This is a genomic window from Acinetobacter sp. SW-226, from assembly GCF_055632855.1.
The window spans coordinates 2673286-2694639 of record NZ_CM145752.1; the positions used below are offsets into that span (position 1 = coordinate 2673286).

Annotated in this window: 19 protein-coding genes and 1 pseudogene; 10 read left to right on the top strand and 10 right to left on the bottom strand. The window is 39.2% G+C overall.

Features of this window, described 5'->3' with window-relative positions; all coding sequences use genetic code 11:
* Nucleotides 1–26: 26 nt before the first annotated feature.
* From ACZ8ZH_RS12780 to ACZ8ZH_RS12795, 4 genes and pseudogenes are all read right to left on the bottom strand, one after another.
* Entirely contained in the window at nucleotides 27–710 is a 684-nt protein-coding gene (locus ACZ8ZH_RS12780; RefSeq protein ID WP_086208521.1) for a hypothetical protein, read from the bottom strand.
* A gap of 9 nt (nucleotides 711–719) precedes the next feature.
* Nucleotides 720–2162: pseudogene (locus ACZ8ZH_RS12785) on the bottom strand (hypothetical protein).
* Between the two features lie 239 nt (nucleotides 2163–2401).
* Nucleotides 2402–2971, bottom strand: coding sequence for a dCTP deaminase (gene dcd / locus ACZ8ZH_RS12790; protein ID WP_004694514.1), 570 nt, complete (start codon nucleotides 2969–2971; stop codon nucleotides 2402–2404).
* A gap of 113 nt (nucleotides 2972–3084) precedes the next feature.
* A complete protein-coding gene (locus ACZ8ZH_RS12795) occupies nucleotides 3085–3678 on the bottom strand; it encodes a LysE family translocator (protein ID WP_086208523.1) in 594 nt (197 codons plus the stop codon).
* Between the two features lie 834 nt (nucleotides 3679–4512).
* Between ACZ8ZH_RS12795 and ACZ8ZH_RS12800 the strand changes: the two genes are divergently transcribed.
* Entirely contained in the window at nucleotides 4513–4653 is a 141-nt protein-coding gene (locus ACZ8ZH_RS12800) for a hypothetical protein (RefSeq protein WP_228199420.1), read from the top strand.
* Nucleotides 4654–4705: 52 nt separating this feature from the next.
* On the opposite strand, the gene apbC is transcribed toward ACZ8ZH_RS12800, so the two are convergent.
* A complete protein-coding gene (gene apbC / locus ACZ8ZH_RS12805; protein ID WP_119063576.1) occupies nucleotides 4706–5983 on the bottom strand; it encodes an iron-sulfur cluster carrier protein ApbC in 1278 nt (425 codons plus the stop codon).
* Between the two features lie 315 nt (nucleotides 5984–6298).
* Here apbC and ACZ8ZH_RS12810 point away from each other — a divergent pair, with 315 nt between their 5' ends.
* Nucleotides 6299–6628, top strand: coding sequence for a hypothetical protein (locus ACZ8ZH_RS12810; protein WP_119063577.1), 330 nt, complete (start codon nucleotides 6299–6301; stop codon nucleotides 6626–6628).
* Between the two features lie 35 nt (nucleotides 6629–6663).
* On the opposite strand, the gene ACZ8ZH_RS12815 is transcribed toward ACZ8ZH_RS12810, so the two are convergent.
* The 3 genes from ACZ8ZH_RS12815 to ACZ8ZH_RS12825 all read right to left on the bottom strand — a co-directional run bounded on the left by ACZ8ZH_RS12815 (nucleotide 6664) and on the right by ACZ8ZH_RS12825 (nucleotide 9031).
* Nucleotides 6664–7128, bottom strand: a complete 465-nt coding sequence (locus ACZ8ZH_RS12815) for a hypothetical protein (protein WP_119063578.1) — start codon at nucleotides 7126–7128, stop codon at nucleotides 6664–6666.
* Between the two features lie 149 nt (nucleotides 7129–7277).
* Nucleotides 7278–8078 carry a hypothetical protein gene (locus ACZ8ZH_RS12820; protein WP_119063579.1) on the bottom strand — a complete coding sequence of 267 codons (801 nt, stop codon included), beginning with the start codon at nucleotides 8076–8078 and terminating at the stop codon, nucleotides 7278–7280.
* Between the two features lie 139 nt (nucleotides 8079–8217).
* Nucleotides 8218–9031 (bottom strand): IS5 family transposase gene (locus tag ACZ8ZH_RS12825; RefSeq protein ID WP_119065103.1). Its coding sequence is split into 2 segments (ribosomal slippage): nucleotides 8218–8640 and nucleotides 8642–9031, totalling 813 coding nucleotides; the frame shifts between segments, so codons are not numbered across the junction.
* 270 nt (nucleotides 9032–9301) lie between these two features.
* On the opposite strand from ACZ8ZH_RS12825, the gene metG reads away from it, so the two are divergent.
* The 3 genes from metG to ACZ8ZH_RS12840 all read left to right on the top strand — a co-directional run bounded on the left by metG (nucleotide 9302) and on the right by ACZ8ZH_RS12840 (nucleotide 13630).
* Nucleotides 9302–11359 (top strand): methionine--tRNA ligase, encoded by a 2058-nt coding sequence (gene metG, locus ACZ8ZH_RS12830; RefSeq protein ID WP_119064422.1) that lies wholly within the window; start codon nucleotides 9302–9304, stop codon nucleotides 11357–11359.
* A gap of 154 nt (nucleotides 11360–11513) precedes the next feature.
* The gene (locus tag ACZ8ZH_RS12835) at nucleotides 11514–12614 is read left to right on the top strand and encodes a hypothetical protein (protein ID WP_086208529.1); all 1101 of its coding nucleotides are present in this window, start codon (nucleotides 11514–11516) and stop codon (nucleotides 12612–12614) included.
* A 47-nt stretch (nucleotides 12615–12661) separates the two neighbouring features.
* Nucleotides 12662–13630 carry an MBL fold metallo-hydrolase gene (locus tag ACZ8ZH_RS12840; protein ID WP_086208530.1) on the top strand — a complete coding sequence of 323 codons (969 nt, stop codon included), beginning with the start codon at nucleotides 12662–12664 and terminating at the stop codon, nucleotides 13628–13630.
* Nucleotides 13631–13684: 54 nt separating this feature from the next.
* Here ACZ8ZH_RS12840 and ACZ8ZH_RS12845 read toward each other — a convergent pair whose 3' ends face one another.
* Nucleotides 13685–14308 carry a LysE family translocator gene (locus ACZ8ZH_RS12845; RefSeq protein WP_086208531.1) on the bottom strand — a complete coding sequence of 208 codons (624 nt, stop codon included), beginning with the start codon at nucleotides 14306–14308 and terminating at the stop codon, nucleotides 13685–13687.
* A 441-nt stretch (nucleotides 14309–14749) separates the two neighbouring features.
* On the opposite strand from ACZ8ZH_RS12845, the gene ACZ8ZH_RS12850 reads away from it, so the two are divergent.
* Both ACZ8ZH_RS12850 and ACZ8ZH_RS12855 read left to right on the top strand, forming a co-directional pair.
* Nucleotides 14750–16369: an oleate hydratase gene (locus ACZ8ZH_RS12850; protein ID WP_086208532.1), complete on the top strand. Its 1620-nt coding sequence runs from the start codon at nucleotides 14750–14752 to the stop codon at nucleotides 16367–16369.
* Nucleotides 16370–16515: 146 nt separating this feature from the next.
* Nucleotides 16516–16971, top strand: coding sequence for a DIP1984 family protein (locus ACZ8ZH_RS12855; RefSeq protein WP_086208533.1), 456 nt, complete (start codon nucleotides 16516–16518; stop codon nucleotides 16969–16971).
* Nucleotides 16972–17165: 194 nt separating this feature from the next.
* On the opposite strand, the gene ACZ8ZH_RS12860 is transcribed toward ACZ8ZH_RS12855, so the two are convergent.
* Nucleotides 17166–17381, bottom strand: a complete 216-nt coding sequence (locus ACZ8ZH_RS12860) for an NF038215 family lipoprotein (protein ID WP_086208888.1) — start codon at nucleotides 17379–17381, stop codon at nucleotides 17166–17168.
* A gap of 547 nt (nucleotides 17382–17928) precedes the next feature.
* Here ACZ8ZH_RS12860 and ACZ8ZH_RS12865 point away from each other — a divergent pair.
* Genes ACZ8ZH_RS12865 through ACZ8ZH_RS12875 form a run of 3 tightly spaced genes read left to right on the top strand, consistent with a single transcriptional unit; the run spans nucleotide 17929 to nucleotide 21333 of the window.
* Complete coding sequence (locus tag ACZ8ZH_RS12865; RefSeq protein ID WP_119064420.1) at nucleotides 17929–18477, top strand: TetR/AcrR family transcriptional regulator; 549 nt, start codon at nucleotides 17929–17931, stop codon at nucleotides 18475–18477.
* A gap of 12 nt (nucleotides 18478–18489) precedes the next feature.
* Complete coding sequence (locus ACZ8ZH_RS12870; RefSeq protein ID WP_119064418.1) at nucleotides 18490–20139, top strand: MFS transporter; 1650 nt, start codon at nucleotides 18490–18492, stop codon at nucleotides 20137–20139.
* Between the two features lie 33 nt (nucleotides 20140–20172).
* Nucleotides 20173–21333: an HlyD family secretion protein gene (locus ACZ8ZH_RS12875; protein WP_119064416.1), complete on the top strand. Its 1161-nt coding sequence runs from the start codon at nucleotides 20173–20175 to the stop codon at nucleotides 21331–21333.
* Nucleotides 21334–21354 lie beyond the last annotated feature (21 nt).

Sequence of the window (21354 nt, forward strand, 5' to 3'; positions counted from 1 at the left end):
TTCAATATCCTTTTGAAACTTTATGACTAGCAGCGACTACTCGCAGTACCTGAACAGTTATAGCTAAAGATTTTTAGATTTCCATCTAGGTGCAAATTCCCATGTACATTGAGCCCCATAAACCCTTGCTCTTGGCCTTTGTCGAAGTTGGGTACTGATTTGGTCGTGCCATAGCCATTGTAGGTTGCGGTATTAAAATAGCCCTGATCACCACTTTCAACTGAAAGACTAGCAAAGCCCAAATTACGGATTTTTAATGGTTTATCATCAAAAAACTTGAGTAGCATCGCAGTTTGTGGTTTTCCATCTCTATTCAGAAGTGTAGTCCCTTCCAGTGAAAATTTATCAATTTGCATCGTCCCTTGAAATTGCTTAAATACCAGCCATTTTTGCTGCCCATTTTCTTTATGATTATTTGGGGAAATCGCTATACGGCAGAGTTCTAATAAAGCACAGTCTTGGTTTGCTCGCATTTGATAATATGCTTCAGTCACAATTGCTCGCCCATTCGCATCAACTCCATTAGTCTTAGAGATAGAATTAAGACTCATGTCATTGGCATATTGATGGTTAATCGAGAGTGTTAAGCTTAAATCCGCCCCTCCCTGACCAGTAACACCCACCAATTCAGTATTATCCAGGTCAACCAAGCCAGCTTGAGATAACATCGGACTAGAGATCAACATGGCTATACATATTTTTTTAATCATGTCAGTCCCCTACAAACCTGTGGTCTTAATTTTAAAATGCTGAATCAACACACCATCAATAGCCACAGAACCCAAGTTCACAGGTGTTGCTGTTCCTGTTCCACGAAATACCACACCTGTAGAATTGGTCGCTGTATTGGCTTTTAAGGTGTTGCTGGTTGGATCACGTGTCACGCTACCGATTGAAATACTGCTGTGTGTTGCATTATTCCCTTGATAATTGACAGCTGTAGACCCTGCACCTGTTTGTACGATATTTGAACCACAATACGCTACATTACAAGTTGAGCCTTTATATTCAGTACTGGTTCCACCTTCCACATCTGGATAATAGGTATAAATCTGTTTATATATCTCTGGAACTTTGGGTATACGGGTAACTTCAAGAATAATATTTCGCCCTTCAGAACCAACAACAAAAGGTTGGTACATATTCCCCAAAACCAAATTAATGTTAGGACTGTATAAATAAAGCCCCTCACTCGCATCAAAGATAGGAGCCAGTGAACGATCTAAAGCAGGAGTAACAGCAGTACCATCATTGGTTGTAGCTGTGCTGATTCGAAATGCTTTGGAGTTTAACAACGATTTATTCGCATCGGTATTTGCATAAACCAGCCCTGATGGATCATCATTCGTATTAATCCGAAGTAAGCTCGCCATCCCAAAAGTCTTGTTTTGTTGATCTAAGGCAGATGCTTGTGTCTGAAATAAACGTATTTGTGAACCATTTAGACTTAACCCATTGGCAACCGCTTGCAAACGAATGCGTTGGTCTACCCTCAAATCAGGATCAGCTGCCGCATTTGTTGTCGTTGGCGCACCAGTAATCGGATCGACTTTATTTTGAGAATTCCAACTCCGAGAAAAGGCATCTAACCATAAGCCTAATTTAATATTGTTATCTGTTTCACTGGCCAAAACTGTCGCCAAAGGGGCCTCTAGCCCCAGAAAACTCACATCAGCACTTGCATTTGACTGTTGAAATTGTTTAATGCCCGTAGCAGTTCCTGCACGAAATAACCAAGGGTTAACGTCACTTCCCCATGTGAAGCCCTGATTGCTAAAACGGCTGTTGGCATTATTATCAGATTTTGAAAGAGCTAAACCATAAATGAAAATATCAGCCTTGGTTCGCTTCGTGGTCAGATCATCGGCATTTGTATACTTAGAATAATTTTCACCGATCGGGATAATCCGAATAAAGCCTGTATCATACTGTTGTGGATTAGCAACGCCTCGATTATAACTCGAAGCTGTCGACATATCATTAGGTCCCTGAAAGACCATTTTAAAATTTTCAGGAAGTAATGCAATGCCCTCACCTGTAGTATCCGCTAGATGTTAATCTGAGAGTGACTCAAGCGCAAAAGTAGACTGCGTCAACATAAGTCCGACAAGACTAGCTAAACAGGATTTTTTAAGCCCTGTAGAATAAATACGATTCGTCATCTCGACCATCCTTATTATTTGATGCTCCGCATCTTTTATGTACTGCATCCTTTGCTTGGCATTCTACTTTGCGCACTATAATTTTTATTTGCGTCAACCAAAGCACCTTAAATTCTTAATTTATTATGCTGAAACTCACACTAAATGCAAAACCAACTGTCCGATAATATTTATTTTCCGATGAATGAATTGACATAAAAAAAGCGGATCAATGATCCGCTTTCTTATATATCAAAAACTTAGGTCTTCGGCAAAGTCACACCTGTTTGCCCTTGGTACTTACCACCACGGTCTTTATACGACGTTTCACACACTTCGTCAGATTCGAAGAACAACATCTGTGCCACACCCTCACCCGCGTAAATACGTGCAGGTAGATTCGTTGTGTTCGAGAACTCTAAAGTAACATGACCTTCCCACTCAGGCTCAAGCGGTGTCACGTTTACGATAATACCGCAACGTGCATAGGTTGATTTACCCAAACACACGGTCAACACATTACGTGGAATACGGAAATACTCAACGGTACGTGCTAAAGCAAATGAGTTCGGTGGAATAATACAAACATCAGCTTCAATGTCGATAAAACTTTTATCATCAAAGTTTTTTGGATCTACAATTGCCGAGTGAACATTGGTAAAAACTTTAAATTCACGTGCACAACGAACATCATAACCATAGCTTGATACGCCATAAGAAATGAGTTTTTGACCATTTTCATCTAAACGAACTTGGTTTTCTGCATACGGTTCGATCATGCCGTGTTTTTCGCTCATTTCGCGAATCCAACGATCAGACTTAATAGCCATTTATTCTTTCCAAAAATCTTAATTTCAATAATTGCGTTGTACTTTAACTGAAATCGCTTTCAATGAAAATAAGCACATCTATGTTCGCAAAGTTTCTGTCTTTAATCTTCAAATTAAAGGCTTAAAATCGCAGAATATCCCAATGGAATTGAAAAGGTCATCAATACAATCGACGCAGTTTTTTGTAAGTTGCATTGATTCAGCCAACGAATTTTATTGGTTGCTAAAATTGAGCCAATAAATGTCCAAAAAAAAGCTATCGGTATAATCAAAATCAAAAAAATCGACATGTGCGACAAATAATAATCCATATTTGTCCAAGCAATGGTTGGAAAAATGGCTGAAGCAAATAATAAGGCTTTCGGGTTAAGCAAAGTTGCGCAAAAAAGCTCTCGTGCACGAATGGTTGGCTGATTAAAGCTAACCTCGACATCTGCTGTACGCCATAATTTAATGGCCAAATAGATAATATAGCTCGCACTAAACAGCTTTAAAATAGTGGGTAACAATGGTAAGTGTGTAGACACTTTTCCAATGAGAAAACCCCATGCTGTGATTGAGATGAGATAGCCAAAAGCTTCTGCAGGAATAAGCCGCAATGACTTACGGATACCCACTTGAATCCCAGATGAAGCAAGTAAGGTATTGGTCGGTCCTGGGGTCAAAAGAATGGTTATGACTAAACCAATAAAAAACCAAGTGATCATATTCACAGACCCACAGATGTATTCTTATAAGATTAATAAGTCCCCTCAATGAAAGCAATCGAATTTAGTGAACCGAGATAACACTTTTTTTAATTTTTATTCAACAATTAGCACAAATGAGACCTAAAACCTTTAACAAATCTAGCTTTCATAAATATGAAGTTATAGATTTTATTCTTATTTTGAATCAATGGTTTTATAAATCAAATGGACATGACTAATGAAAAAAAACTATTCAAATGATTTTTAATCAATTACTTTTTAAATAATGCGTATTTTTATTCATCAATCTGATCACGTGAAGTCAAGGATAAAAGAGCCAAGTGAATGGCGTTGAAGATAATAAAACGAGGAAATTGTATAAAAGACAAACTCAGCTCATGCTATTCTCGACCGTCCTTATAAGTCTCGAAACACGTTCAAAAACAATAAAATCATCCCAGTACGTTCCACTACAACAGAAGTCAGTGCTCAAGCTTCGAGCAAATTACAAAACAAATTAGTCAACATCGCGACAGGTGGTGCATCTGCTCTATGTAATGTAATTAACATCAACTTGTTGTTTGAAATTTATAATAAAACTTATACTTTATATCCAAACTATGGGCAAATCTTGACATCAAAACCTCAGGCATAAAACCTTGACGGTTTAAAAGGGATATACCTTACAGTGGGCACATAACACTCTAGAGGTGACACGTCCAGACACATGAGTTTATATTCCCTGTATGGACCACGATTGTGAGTATTGTCTTTACCTCTGTGGTCGGTATTTTGGCGCTGGGTGTTACAGTTAAAAGTTCCTTTAAAATTGGTTTGAACTGGTTTTAGCGGATGTTCTTAGGTACAGGTGCTTTATGTATGATTATCCCTGAAACTGTGACTGATATTATTGGGATTTTGATGGTGGTGATTGCGATCAGCATTAATATTTTGCAAGCCAAAAAACAAAATCAGCCCTATTCACTATCCTAAAAAGCAAAAAAGCCCAACTCATCAGGTTGGGCTTTTTTTATTGAGGCTTAATTTAAAAAATACGGGTTTGGTCTTTTTCAGCTTTCGGCAATGCTGCTACAATTTTTTCAGCAATTTGCATATAGCTGTCTGCTGCACTGTCTTCAACTAGAACCGAAGGCTTCCCTGCATCTGCATTTTCACGGATTTGTACATTTAAAGGCAAACGTCCCAAAAGCGGAATAGCATATTGCTCAGACAGTTTATCACCGCCACCCGTACCAAAAATTTGCTCTTCAAATCCACAATTTGAGCAAATATGGGTCGACATATTTTCCACTACACCCATGACTGGAATGTGTACGCGGTTAAATAATTCAATGCCTTTGGTGGCATCCATAAGTGCAACGTTTTGAGGTGTAGTCACAATCACTGCACCTGTCACAGGAATACGCTGCGCAAGGGTCAACTGAATATCGCCTGTACCCGGTGGCATATCAATCATTAAGACATCTAAGTCAGGCCATAAGGTTTGATTGAACAGTTGCATCAATGCCCCTGTCGCTTTTGGCCCACGCCAAGCCACAGGAGTATTATGATCACCCGTTAAATGCCCAATTGATAACACTGCTAAACCATAGGCATCTAAGGGTACAAAATTTTCCGCTTCAATCATCGGCGTTTTGCCCGCATTGCCCAACATGGTCGGAATACTCGGACCATAAATATCAGCATCTAAGACCCCCACTTTTAAGCCGAGCTTTTGCAAAGCAAGTGCAAGGTTTACGGTAGTGGTCGATTTACCTACGCCACCCTTGCCTGAGGATACCAAAATCACATTTTGAATACGTGGATGCTTCGGCACATCACGCTGTTGTGGCGCTGCTTTTTGAATCGGTGGATTGTTTGGATCAGCTTCAACCGATTGTTCAACAGCTTTAGGTATTGAGTCTGAGGCATCAATCACTGGCGGTAAATTGCTTTTCGGCGCTGCCTGTTTTGATTGGCTTGAACAGCTCTCACCTTCAGCGTGTTGATGTCCGCAGCCACCAGATTTTTCTTTATGCCCAGTTTTTTGCTGAATCACATGCATATTTAATTCTTTGATACCACACGCTTCAAGTGCAACTGCCAAATCATCATGGATCTGCTGTAAATCATCTGCTTCAGCAGGAAAAGTATTCAGGGTAATTTGCAGGATATTGCCTTGCACATTCACTTGAGTAATGCGGTCTTTTAAAGCATTGTTTGAATTGGGCAAGATATAATTTTGCAGCACTGTTTGGATTTCTTCTTCCTTTACCTCCTGCGCAGGAGAAAAAACAGATTTAAGAGAAGAAAGCCACGACATATATTTGCTCCAAATTCGAGTTCACAGCTGAGTGCTATAGTTTAACCACAAAACTTAGAGAGGTTAAGTTAAGTCTTCATAGAATATGCCATGAAAACCGATATTCCTACCAAATCAGTTGGTTTTTTTTATTAGTAATCTTGTCAAACGCTAATATTTAGCTCTAGAACATTCAAAGTGAAATCAGTGAATTGTTTCAAACTTGAACGTAAAGAATTGTAATTTTTGACTAATCTCACCATTTAAGGTGATGTTTTTGCATAGCAAAATACCTATATTCTGTGGGTCTATAATGAAGCTATATGGAGAAAAACAATGAAATGGGGGATCGCTTTTATTTTCGCTTATTTGCTGTCGGGCCTAAGTTTTGCCGATACATCAACCAGCTCGTTTAGAACTCCTACGGGTCAAACCGTGACCATAGGCGACCAAGTTCAGGACATGCAGAAAAAAATCAACTTGTCACCGACTTCAATGGTATCTAAACCGCTAAGCACTGCTCCCAACAGCCCTATGGAAACAGTATATATCTATGAAATACAAAACTTTCGCTATACCATTCGTACCGTGAATAACCAAATTCAAAGTATTACATGGTTTAATTTAGACACAGACCCTGCATCATATACACAGTCTGTGCAGTAACATTTAGGTTATAACAGTCGGCTAGCTAGACAACATTAAGCTTGGTCGTCTTTTTTAAACTTTTGCAGTGTTTCTGTGGCTTTCTTTTTCAATTCGTCAAACTTTTCAGTGGCTTGCACCTTAAACTCTTCCAGTTTAATTTCAGCCTCATGCTTTAACTCTGTAGCTTTAAATTTAGCCTCATCCAGTTTATGTCCTGCTTCAACTTTAAAATGATCCAATTTCTCCTGCGCGACTTGTTTCGCATGCTCAGCTTTGGCTTGTGCAGACTCCAACTTTTGCTCAAAGGCTGCATTAGCTTCAGCTTTACTTTCTTCTACATTCTCTTTTAAGTCAGTCAGTTGCTTTTCAGCATCAAGCTTGGCTTCAGTGGCCTGATGCTTAACATCTTCCAGCACTTTCTCACCTTCAAGTTTTGCCGCTTCAGCTTTTAACTTTAAGTCTTCACTCAGTTCAGTCGCTTTGGTTTTTAAATCATCGAGTTTATTATCATTCGTCATGTCACAGCCCTCTATCGTATTTAAAATTTTGCTTAACTCAGAGTTATACCTTGCTTTTTAAGTGCTGACGTCATTTGCATCATTTAGAAACAATAGATGTACAGGATGCATCAATTTTAGATCCATCCTATACTTTTATACGGAACAAACTAACGCTTTAAAGTACTGATAAAACTGATTACTGCAAACAGCCAAATAAACAAAATGAAACTGCGTGCTTGAGTGAAATGGGTCACGTCCGCACCGTGTACCATATTATGACGGCTGGCGGTGACACTAGAACTCGCATCCATTTTCAATGCTTCAAGGCTCAAGAAATACGGATTGATTTCACTGGCAATTTTGACTTTATGCCACAGGCTTTTGACTTCATGGCCTTTCAAGCCCGGCACGATTTTATAGACATCGACAAACTTGGTTTGATTTTGCTGTAAATAACCATGCTCAACTAGGGCATCCGTCAAAATCCCTTCAATTTGACCATAAAGAACCGTAATACAACCGGCATAACACTGCTGTTGATACAGTTTTAAAGTTTCTTCAATCACGCTGCGGCGTTGGGCTTGGAATGCCCCCAAATCCATTGCATCATAAGCTTCAAGCAAAGTCGCTTGGAAATAGCCCGTTTGGATTAAATCGGGCAATTGAAACTCAGTCATATCCGCTTCTTTTTCATTGGCCATTTGCCAGAAAAACAACAGATTGAGCACGTCATTGGCGATTGGTTCATCACTTTCATACTCAAGTTGATCGGCCATGATTGCAAAGTATGAATCTTCAGACTCGAGCTGACGGAGTGACTCGACCAATTGTGCATGTGCTCGACTGCCCATTGAAGCAAGGTAGTGTTCAGCTTGTTGTAAAAGTTGATTGCCCAGTAATTTAGTCGCTTGTGGATTTTGCGGAATTCGGGTCACGGCTTGGTCGAAATCAAAATCATCGTCAATCATGGACGGCATACTCTTAAAAACGGGCTGAATCCACGTATTATCGCTGTTATTAGCGCATGAATATAGAGAAAATACACATTAGTTTTAAGCTGCATAATTTGAGTTTTTAACAATCCATTCAATATGTCTCTTGCGAAAGTTAATTTTGAATCATCCAGTTGATCAGTCCAGCAATTAAATTCATCCTTAAACCAAATCGTTTCCTTCGATTTCGATAACGTTCACTAAGAATACGGAAAACTTTAAGTTTTGAATTGATATGCTCAATTGTTATTCTACGACGATTGATCTCTCTATTGATGCTTTTCGCTTCTTTCGATAACTCCATATTTTTAGGTTTCTTTATGGCTATTAGCAGCTTACTCTTTATTTCTTTAAAGCCCTTATAGGCTAAATCAGCCATAATACACTTAAAATTTACAAACTCTTTAGCATATTTTCTTGCTATCGTTAAATCATGTCTGCGTCCAGTAGCAACTTGAATACTGATGATTTGATTCAGGTTTGGACTAAAAATAACTTGTGTTTTAAGCGTATGTTTTTTCTTTTTACCGCTATAGTAATTTACTTGTTTTTTTAGGACGCTCTATCTGTGATTCAGTCACATCTACAATCACGAAATCAAGCTCTTTTATTTTGGGATCTCTTTTAGGTAGTGAAAATTGACGTGATCGCATGAGTGCCGTTTCGACTTTATGAATCGTTCGGTTTACATTACTTTCTGCAATATCATAAGCTGCTGCTAACTCAATTTGAGTGCTATATGAGCGTAAGTGATTAAAAGTTAATAATAATTGGTCTTCAATCGTTAATGTGTGTGGACGACCAGATTTTTTCTTTGCTCTTTCTGCTTCTTGCAGAATAGTAACCATTTGGACAAATAAAGGACGTGGAACTCCAACTAATCGTTTGAATTCCTTATCATTAAATCGTGTTAAATTTTCATATCTCATCTGTTCAGTATAAACCACTTCTTACTTTCGCAAGAGATCTAATCTTTCATGAAAAGATGAATAAACTATTTTATGCCGTTTTAAACCATATATTTCCGATTATTTTTTCACTGTCTTGCTCAAATTAATGATTGCTGCTCAATCTAGCGATCAACTCATACAAGCTTTAGCCTCATTTGAAAACTTTTCACCGATTCACTTGTGCAAGTCGCGGCTATCTAAGGTAAAATCGTTGACCTTATATAAAATACGAATGAGAGAGTCATATCCGTGCGTAATATTTTAGTCACTAACGCCCTACCATACGCCAATGGCCCCATCCATATGGGACACTTACTCGGTTATATCCAAGCAGATATTTGGGTTCGTGCCATGCGTGCAATGGGACACGATGTGACTTATGTATGTGCGGATGATGCTCACGGTACAGCCATCATGCTACGTGCCGAAGCAAATGGTATTTCACCTGAAGATCAAATTGCCAACGTACAAAAAGAGCACATTCGTGACTTTGACGGTTTCGGTGTACATTTCGATCATTATGATTCGACCAATAGTGATGAAAACAAAGCACGCTCTTCCGAGATTTATATTAAGAACCGTGAAGCAGGCAATATTGCCATCCGTCCTGTCAATCAGCTGTTTGATCCTGAAAAAGGCATGTTCCTGTCTGACCGTTTCATTAAAGGCACATGCCCAAAATGTAAGTCGGAAGATCAATATGGCGATGCGTGTGAAGTCTGCGGTACAACATACAACGCGACTGAGCTTTTAAACCCAAAATCGACTTTGAGTGGTGCAACGCCTGTAGAGAAATCTTCAGATCATTACTTCTTTAAACTGCCGAATTTCTCAGAATATTTACAAAAATGGACGCGTGACCAAGGTCGCTTACCAGTTTCGATTGCCAATAAACTGGATGAATGGTTTGAAGCTGGTTTATCAGACTGGGATATTTCACGTGATGCACCGTATTTCGGTTTTGAAATTCCAGATGCGCCGAACAAATATTTCTATGTTTGGGTCGATGCGCCGATTGGTTATATGTCGAGTTTTGAAAACTACATCAAGACTAAACGTCCTGATTTAAGTTTTGACGACTTTTGGAAGAAAGACTCTGACAAAGAAGTCTATCACTTCATTGGTAAAGACATTGTTTACTTCCATGCGCTGTTCTGGCCTGCAATGCTTGAAGGTGCAAACTACCGTACGCCATCAGGTTTATTCGTCAATGGTTTCTTGACTGTAAACGGTCAGAAGATGTCGAAGTCTCGCGGGACATTCATCAAAGCTGAAACGTATTTAGAGCACTTAAACCCTGAGTACTTACGCTACTATTTCGCGTCTAAACTGTCTGATAAAGTTGAAGACTCTGATTTGAACTTGGATGATTTCGTTCAGAAAGTAAACTCTGACTTAGTCGGTAAAGTGGTAAATATTGCCAGCCGTTGTGCAAAATTCATCAACACCAAGTTTGATAATAAGTTAAGTGTAACTTGTGCAGAGCCTGAATTGGTTCAAAGCTTTATTGATGCGGGCGACTCAATTGCGAAAGCCTATGAAGCACGTGAGTTCTCTGCTGCGATTCGTGAAATCATGGCACTTGCAGACAAAGCTAACCAATATATTGATGAGAAAAAACCTTGGGCTTTAGCCAAAGTTGAAGGCGAAGAACAGCAAGTACACGATGTTTGTTCGGTGGGGATTAACCTATTCCGTCAATTGGCTGTGTACCTTGCGCCTGTACTTCCAACTTTAGCGGCTCAAGTACAAGAGTTCTTAAAACTAGACTGCTTTGACTTTGCTTCTGCTCAAACGGCATTGGTCGATCATGAAATTGCATTGTTCCAACCGTTAATGCAACGTGTAGACCCGAAAGCGGTTGCAGCCATGGTTGATGCATCTAAAGACTCTTTAGCTGCTGCGACAGAAGCGCCAAAAGTGGAAAAGAAAAAAGAGAAGAAAGCTTCGACTAAGCCTGAGCCTAAAGTGGGTGAAGCTGAAATTATTGGTATTGAAGACTTTATGAAAGTTGACCTACGTGTAGCTGAAGTTTTAGAAGCTGCAACAGTAGAAGGTTCTGATAAATTACTTCAATTAACTTTAAATGTAGGTGAAGCTGAACCACGTAATGTGTTTAGTGGTATTCGTGAGTTTTATCAGCCAGAAGACTTAAAAGGCAAATTAGTGGTGATAGTGGCTAACCTTGCGCCACGTAAGATGCGTTTTGGTATTTCTAACGGTATGGTACTTGCCGCAGGTAATGGTGAAGGTGTTTGGGTGATCTCACCTGAATCTGGTGCTAAAGCTGGTGATAAAGTGTCTTAAGATTTAGATCTGAGATGAGAAAAAGCCTCTACTTTGTAGGGGCTTTTTATTGGGTGTAAATTGAATTAACATTAGATATAAGTAATCGAATTTAATGTTCTATTATTATTTAAAGAGCTTAAATTATAAATAAAACCCTGATTAGGAGCAGATCATGGACAATCAAGAAAACAATTTAAGCTTCTTAGATGTCGAATTATTATTAAATGAAGTTGGCGCTGAAAATCCAAACTTAGCTAATCTTATACGTAAAATAATTTATGATTCACCGACAAAGAAAATGAATACTCATGCAAGAGAAGTCATAAGCAAAATCATCAATAATCAAAAAAATAATGATAAAAAATGCCAGCATAATGGTTGTAATGCAAAGAGTATTAATTCTCATGTAATTTCAAAAAATAAATTAGATAATTTTTTAGGAAATAAAATTAACGATAAAATTATTATAGATGTTTTAGATCTAGATTTAAAAGAAAACCCATATAAATATAATTTTAAGCAAAAATCAACCAAATTTTCTTGTTCATTTTTTGGATATTGTAGAGATCATGATCGGGATTTATTTAATGAGTTAGATAATGCAGGAATTTTGTATAACAACAAATTACTCAATTACCAATACCTCAGAATGTTATATGAAAATATCCGAAATTTGGAGTCTGAACTCAAAGTTTTTGAAAATATTTTTAACGAACTTAAATCTTTAAATAATCAAAGTCCAAATGATATCTCTACAGATTTTATAAATACTAGAGAAGAGAAGTTAAAAAATACAAAAAATAGATTAGAACGATCAAAAGAAATTTATCAAAAAATTTGGCAAGGTTTAGTTACGGGTGTTTTTTATATTACTAGCAAAAAATATAGACTAAAAAAATCAGGAATTATATTTTCACATTTTTTTGATTTAACAAAAGGTGATGATAAAGAACCATATACTTTTTTTATACTAAAAGAAGAATATAAAAAAACTTCATATATTTATGTTGGGACATTATGTAATGAAAATTCCATTGAAATCTTTGAGTCTTTAGATTTACATAAATTTGAAGGAAAACAATTTTTAACAGAGCTTATGCTTGATTCAAAAGATAAACTTATATTTTCTACAGAATTTAAAAAGCAAATAAACGAAAAAGAACTTAGTATTTTTCTGAAAAATCAAGATTTATTTCCCAATGAGCCAATTGAAATATTTTTAATACAGGAAATTTTATTTAATTCCGAAAAAAAATTATACTTTTACACGTGATCTATTCATGTTAAAAATAATCACTATTTTAAATTTATAAGAATCATATGAAAAACCTAAAACCAATCTTCGTTACATTAAGCTTATTAACAGCACCATTAACTCAAGCCATCACTCCTGTCGAGCCAACCAAAACCAATCCACAGGTTGCAGGCTACTACCAATATCAAGCAGATGACGTACAAATCACAGCCCTGCTAGATGGTACAAACTTTATGTCACCAAGCTTGTTTAAAGACATTCCACAACAACAAGTTCACGAGATTTTAAAGAAATACTATGCAGATCAAGAGAAAGGCGTACAAACCTCTATCAATGCGTTCCTCGTCAATACAGGAAAATCTCTAGTATTAGTAGATAGCGGTGCAGCCAGCTGCTTCGGTGCACACTTAGGTTCAGTTCTAACGAACCTAAAAGCATCAGGCTATCAACCTGAGCAAGTTGATACCATTCTACTCACACATCTACATCCCGACCATGTCTGTGGTATCAGTAAAGATGGCGTTGCCAATTTTCCTAATGCAACCGTTTACGTTTCCAATGATGAAGCGAACTATTGGCTAAACCCGAAACAAGTCAGCCAACTCCCGAAAGAAAAACAAGCAGGCTACTTAGGAACTGTTGAAAAAATTAAACAAGCCATTGCACCCTATCAAGCCAAACAACGCTTCAAAACGTATCAATTGGGCGATCAAATTCAGGGCTTTAAAGTGATTAATACCGCGGGGCATACACCCGGACATTTTAGCTATGAGTTAAAAACCAAAGATGAAACGATGGTCTTTATTGGTGACATTGTGCACTCACATACCGTGCAATTTGATAAACCTACAACGGCAATTGATTATGATATCGACCCGAAAAAAGCAATACAAACCCGCTTAAAGCAATTTGCAGAATATGCGAAAGGCGGGCAAACCATTGCAGCACCACACTTGCCATTCCCCGGCATTGGGCATATTTATTCAGCAGATGGTAAAAGCTATCAATGGATTCCTGTGCATTTTAAGGATTGATGAAATATAAAAAACCCTCTCATTTTTGGAGAGGGTGAGCCTGAGCTCAAACAGTTACTTCATTCCAAAAATAAGTTTTAAACCCAATCCCGTCATCACAGCCCCAGCAACACGATCAAATACTTTCTTAAACTTTAAATATACACGACGTGGCTTTTCCGCAGACAAGGCAACCGCCACAAGCGAATACCAACCTGCATCAATAAAAAAGCACAGCATCGGCAATACCACATAGAAATAAGTTGGAATTTCTTTGGGTAAAAGTGCAGTAAAAATACTGGCAAGAATAATGGCAATTTTAGGATTACTGAGCTGAGTAATCAGCCCCAACCGAAAAGCCTGTACATAACTCATCGTCTTTACAGAACCATTTACAGCTTCCATCGGTTCTTTAGCATGTTTAATGATTTTATACGCCAGCCAAAGTAAGTACAAACCGCCAAAAACTTTCAAAGCAATATAAGCGGACGGTACAGCCAACAAAATTGCTTGTAACCCCATGACTGCAAGCAAACCAAACAATGCAGCGCCTGTGCCTGTACCTAAAGCAGTAAATAAACCATGTTTACGTGAAATCGCAATTGAATTTTTGGCGACATAAATAAATGTTGGACCAGGACTAATAGCACCTAACATTAATGCCAAAGTAATAGAGCCTAAAATCAATAATGATTCCAAGAGTGACCTCTAAGTTGAGAGAATTTGATCAGCAACGATTTTACGCTAAACAAGGTTGTTACGATATTCACTTTATCAATTATTTTTCACGTTTATATTTCAATGTATAGGCTTTACGCCATTCAATTATATCTTTTAATGATCAATAAAAAGCCTATTTCTAAAGAAATTTAGGCATAGGCAATCGTAAAAACAACAATAGAGCAATTACTCCATAAAAAATAATAACATCAATTATTTAGATCATATTCAATTTTAATAAAAAGACAAATGTGTATTAAAAATAACCATTATCTACATATTTTTGATTACAAAATATAATGAGTGGATTGCTTCCCATTTCATACATTTTTCATATATAAAAAGACATACTATTTTTAAGGTTTTTCTAAACCAATTTTTTTACTTCATAATTTTTAACATCATAATTAAAGGTGAACCATGCAAAATAAGAAGCGCACCCCATTAGACGCGCAACAGTCCCATCTTTGGATTATTGGTGGTGGTATCGCAGGTATGGCTGCTGCTGCATTTGCAATCCGTGATGCCAAAGTCCCTGCCAAAAATATCCATATTTTAGAAGAACTCGATATTTCAGGTGGCTCGATGGACGGTGGACATACCCCGCATGCCGCACAAGCTTGGGTGACACGTGGCGGACGGATGCTCACTGATGAAACGTATCTATGCCTGTGGGATTTATTTTCCAGTATTCCATCTTTGGAAAATCCAGACATTTCGGTACGTGAAGAGTGTCGTGAGTTTAATGAAAAAGTGAAAACCCATGCCAATGCGCGTTTAATTGATGCCGAACATGTCATTGCAGATGCTGCAAAACTTGGGCTGAATACGCTACATCGTGCACAAATGCTACGCTTATTGGCTTCAAAAGAAGAAAAAATTGGCAGCCGCCGCATAGATGAGTTTTTTGATGAGGCCTTTTTTGAAACCAATTTCTGGCGCATGTGGCGCACAACTTTCGCTTTTCAAAAATGGCACAGCGCAGCAGAATTAAGACGCTATTTCTTACGTTTTATTCAAGAACTACCGCGTATTCATACTTTAGCAGGTGTGAAACGCACCAAGTACAACCAATATGATTCAATGATTCTGCCCTTACAGCGTTGGCTAGTCGCACAAGGTGTCGATGTGCGTTTTGGACACTATGTTACAGATGCGGACTTCATTACCAATGCTGAAACTCAAGAGCGCCATGCCTCGCGCCTATATGTACAATTGCCTGAAGGCACAGAGCAAATTAATCTAAAAGCCAATGATTTAGCCATTTTCACTTTAGGCTCTATTACCGCAGACTCGCGTTATGGTGGTAATCATGACGTACCTGCCCTCATTCGTAATCGAGAAGATCATGGCTGGACGCTTTGGGAAACGCTGGCACAAAAAGCCCCAGACTTTGGCCGTCCCATGACTTTTTATGGCAATGTTGATGAACATAAATGGGAGTCATTTACTCTGACCATGAAAGATGATGTTCTACTTAAACGTATTATTGACTATACAGGCAATGAACCGGGCACAGGCGCATTGATGACTTGGTACGAGTCGGGTTGGCATTTATCCATCGTGGTTCCTGCACAGCCACACTTTGCCGACTTACCTGAAGGTTTATATACCTTATGGGGCTACGGTTTCCAAATTGACCATATAGGCGATTACATCAAAAAACCAATGTCCGAAGCCACGGGGCAAGAAATTCTAACAGAGCTGATTAAACAACTCGGTTTTGAGGACATTTTAGATCATGTTTTGGCAACGACTGATGTTACTACCGCCATGATGCCATATGCCTCTGCCCTGTTTGCCTGCCGTAAACCGGGGGATCGTCCACAAGTGATTCCGCAAGGCTCACAAAACTTTGCTTTCCTTGGACAGTTTGTGGAAATTGAAGATGACGTGGTCTTTACTGTGGAATATTCAGTTCGTGGAGCGATGCTTGCCATTTATGAATTCTTTGGGGTGGAACGTGAAATCCCTGAAATTTACAATGGTCTACTTGATCCAAAAGTGGGTTTAAAAGCTTTAGAAACAGTGTTCCACTAAGTTTTTAATATATAGCGATAAGAGCACGCTTCTGTGCTCTTATCACTTTTAAGCAAAATGTCACTTCTTCGAATTACAAAACTCATTTGAAGCTTTGATCGCACAGATGCAGTATAAGATTCATCTAAAATTTTAAAAATAAAACTATGAAACTCGCCGAAGCACTTTTATTGCGTAGTGATTTACAAACCAAGCTCGCCTCTTTACAGCAACGGATCAACAATAATGTTTTGATCCAAGAAGGCGATGAACTGAGTGAAGACCCCAATGCGCTGATGGGTGAGGCCTTTAGTGTAAATACAGAGTTACATCATCTGATTGAAAAAATTCATGCGACCAATGCTCAAGCTAAAACCAGCACAGGCCAATCCATGCTCAGTGTTTTAAACACACGTGATTTGCTCACTCAACAGCATCGTATTATCCAACAGGCCATCGACAGTTCACGACGTGAAAATGGTCGTTATAGTTCCAGTGAAATTCGCTGGGTTAAAACCATTACGGTTGCAGACTTGCAAAAACAAGCCGATGCAATTAGCCAACAACTCAGGCAAAATAACTTAGAGATTCAAGCTTCAAATTGGCAAATCGAACTGATCTAACCAATTTGAGCCACAACAGTTTGGGCATATTGGGCGAGTACAAGGCCTTTTATACGTTTGTAAGGCTTTAATTCAACAAACGTTTGCAGGAAGTAAGACGTCTACTTCATATTTTCACAAATCTGACGTAGCACAATGCATCTTTTATACTGCACATCGCACCTTGCACCACCATGTACTGACAATATGCCTCCCTATTTTACATCTTCGTAGGCATCAGCCTGTCTAGGCGTTTTCTGATTAAAAGCCATTTCTTGTGATGGAAGTTTATAGTCACGATCATGCACAGGAACACCGCCAATAATCATGGTACGAGCCTCAGTTCTAGGCTGATTCAAATCCTTTTTTGCATCACATGCAGTTAGCTGAGTGAGCAATAAAACCAATACTAGGGTAGATAAGGTTTTCATCATATCCCCTCATTTATCATTATTGTGCTTTCAGCATAGCACTTTTATTTTTCCAATCCTATCGACTTTGTTACAACTTTTATCTAGCCAAATGAGGGTTCTGTACGTATTTTTTTATTTATAATAAATATCAATCATTCATTTATAAAACAATAATATAAATGATTTAAGCTAACCAAAATTCGATTTAAATATTTATCCGACGTATTGAAGAAACCATCTTGTCGGAGTCTTATCTTGTTTTATTCAATTTCTTCATCAGCCTGTGGCTCGCCCTACTTTTGTTTCGATAAAAGTAGGCAAAACCATTGTGATCTGCAAAACCTGTTCATTCCTTGTATTTATTCAAATATAGCGAATAAAACATTATCTTATTTACACCATGCAGATTGCAGATGACGTTTCCGAGTCGCCTATTTCTTATCGAAATTAGATTAAATTAGAAAAAGACAACCTGATTTACAAAATCTTACAGGATTAAATATTTACAACGGACACTTTTGTCCGTTAAATAATAGCACTCCCCCAATCAAATGAAATAATCACCATGACCAGTCGTCAACAGCGTGCTGCACAAAACCGTGAGGAATTGCTGGAAGCTGCGGTTCAGGTTTTTCGTACACACGGAATCAATGCTCCCTTACAAATGATCATTGATACAGCCAATGTCGGGCGGGCGACGTTTTATCGTAATTTTGATGACCGTCGTGCCTTGGTGATTGCACTCATGGAACAAGCTTTGGAACGTCTCGCTGTTCGTGCGGCAGCGTTTTCTCAGTATGAAGATGGTTTTATTCGTTTAATTGAAAACCATGTTTATAACTTGCCCTATTTAACTGCACTGATGGAATATTGGCGGGTGATTGATCGTGATGATCCCGTCATGGTCGATATTTACGCACGCCGTGATGCCATTTTACAGCCTTTGATTGATCAAGCCATTCGACACGGCGTATGTCGCCCCGATTTGACTACCCAAGATTACGCCATGATTACGGCAATTTTAAGGACTTCATTTCAAGGGCTGACCAATCTAGAGCAACAACAACTTGCACAACGTGCGATTGAGCTCTTACTCAACGGTATTCGGGCATAAAGGTCACCACTCATGACACAGCCACCGCGTTTACTCGAACCTGCGCCAAACTGGACAGCCGAAGAAAAACCAACCCTGCCCGGCTCTCCTGCCGTGATCGCGCACTCCACACCTAAGCGATTCATATATTTTTTTATTGGCTTATTTGTCGCACTGTCTGCAAGTCTCAGTAACGGTTTTATTACCGCAAATTTACCCTTAATTCAGGGTGAATATGGACTCACACCCTCTGAGGTGGCATGGATTCCTGCAGCTTATGTCATGGCCAATGTCAGTGCGAATCTGATTCTGTTTAAAGCCCGCCAACAATACGGTCTGCGTCTATTTTCTGAAATAGGCCTACTGATTTTTATTGTAGTTTTAGTTTTACACGTCTTTGTACATACCTTTGAAATGGCTGTACTGGTGCGTTTTATTAGCGGCATGGTTGCAGCACCGCTCAGCTCTTTAGGCATGTATTACATTATGCAGGCTTTTAAGCGAGAAAATTTTGGTCGCAGTATCTATTTAGCTTTAGGCTTCCAACAGCTTGGTATTCCCTTAGCATGGATCATTTCTCCCTATCTTATTGATGTCAATAACTGGAATGTCCTATATACCTTTGAAATTGGTTTAGCCCTGTGCTGTTTCGCCATGGTGGTGTCGCTGAAGTTACCACGCAGTTTAAGAATTGCTGTTTTTGAAAAACAGGACTTCTTCACCTTTGCCCTGCTTGCACCTGGTTTTGCCTTTTTGTGTATCGTGCTGACCCAAGGGCCAATCTTGTGGTGGTTTGAAGTGAAATGGTTGGCCTATTTACTCATTGCAGGGTTCAGCCTAATTGTGATTGGTTTAGTCTACGAGCATTATCGGGTCAATCCACTGATTATGACGCGTTGGCTAGGAACATCATCCACGCTTCGTTTTATTATCGGTGCCTTTGCAATTCGCTTCTTAATGTCGGAGCAAAGTTATGCTGCCGTGAGTTTTCTCAAAACGATGGGCATGGGCCCCGATCAATTTGTCCCGCTCTATGTGGTGATCTTTTTAGGCATTGTGTCTGGAACCTTATTTAGTGCCATCACTTTTTCACGTGAACGGATTATTTGGCACCTACTGTTAGCAGAAGCTTTGGTATTAATTGCTTGTGGGCTAGATTTTCACCTCACCAGCGATATTCGCCCTTCCAACTTCTACGGCAGTCAGTTTTTGGTAGGCTTTGCCAGTGGTGTATTTATTGGTCCACTCTTAATCACGGGTATCTTAAGTGCCATGCAAAAAGGCCCTACCCATATTGTCACGTTCATTGTTTTATTTTCAGCGACTCAAACATTTGGTGGCTTAGTCGGTTCATCGTTTTACTCCACCTATCAACAAGTCCGAACCCAGAACTATCGTGCTGAAATGATTCAACAACTCCCCGAAACCAATCCATTGATTGCACAGCGCCTTTTAACCTATCAACAAAGTTCACATAGTTACACGCTCGATCAGCGGTTAGAGCAACAACAAGCCTTAAAAAATCTCAATCAAGTGGTAACTCGAGAAGCCCAAGTACGAGCCTATAACGACGTGATTAGCTTCAATGGCATCGTGGCCATGCTGCTGTTGCTATGGGGGACATTCCTGATTGCACGGAATCAATATCAACTGCGGCAACAAGCGAAAATCGGTCCTGCCTAATGCCACTGCTCCCTATTTATTTGAGAAATTGTTATGTCTGATGATCAAAAACCCGTAGCTCCCGCTGAAACAACTGCAACGACTGAAAATACCGCTCAGCCTGAACAGCCCGTGGCAGCAGAAACACCGATTACGCCGCCTTCAAGTAAATTAATTCCAACAGCGAAACGTACCTTGATTTTGATGTTTTTAGTACTCATCATCGGGATCGGCATCATCTTGTGGGCATGGAAAATTGGGCCATTTGATAGCGATATTGAGTCAACAGACAATAGCTATGTCAAAGGCAAAACTACAGTGCTTTCTTCGCAAATTAATGGCTATGTCAAAGATGTGCTGGTCAGTGATTTTGATCACGTCAAAAAAGGACAGGTGTTGATGCATATTGATGCCACCACCTATGACCAAAAAGTCACACAGGCTGAAGCAGGCGTCGATCAAGCCCAAAATAACCTCTCCAATCAAAGCCAAAATATTGCACAGCGTAAAGCCGATATTGTCGCGGCAGAAGCCAAAGTGGAACAAGCGCGAGCAGCATACCAACTGTCATTGACACAACAGCATCGCTTTCAACAGTTAGGCGACTCTGGCGCAGCGTCTAAATCAGAACAAGACAAAGCCTTTGCCGATACCCAAAATAATTTAGCCTTACTGCAACAAGCACAGGCCAATGTCCTAGTGGCGAAAGAAGCCCTCAAAACTGCACAAGTGGCTGAAACAGGACTCAAAGCACAAGTGACCAATGCCGCTGCACAACTGGATCAAGCCAAAACCACCAAAAATTACAGCAGTATTATCGCCCCGATGGATGGACAACTGGGTGAAGTCAATCCACGTGTGGGACAATATGTAGCCGCAGGCACACAGTTGCTCTATCTGATTCCACAGCAAACTTGGGTCACGGCTAACTTTAAAGAAACTCAAATTGCCAATATGAAAATTGGACAAAAAGCATGGTTCACGGTGGATGCCCTCAATCATCAGAAATTTACAGGTCATGTCGAGCAAATTTCCCCAGCGGCGGGCTCAGAGTTCAGTGTGCTTAAAGCAGATAATGCGACAGGCAACTTTACCAAAGTGGTACAACGTATTGCAGTACGGATTGCAATTGATCCGAATCAGACAGGAATTGAAAACCTACGTCCAGGCATGTCCGTAATTAGTTCGGTCGATACCCAATCTGCACAGCGTTAATTCTGTGCAGAAACCACGACT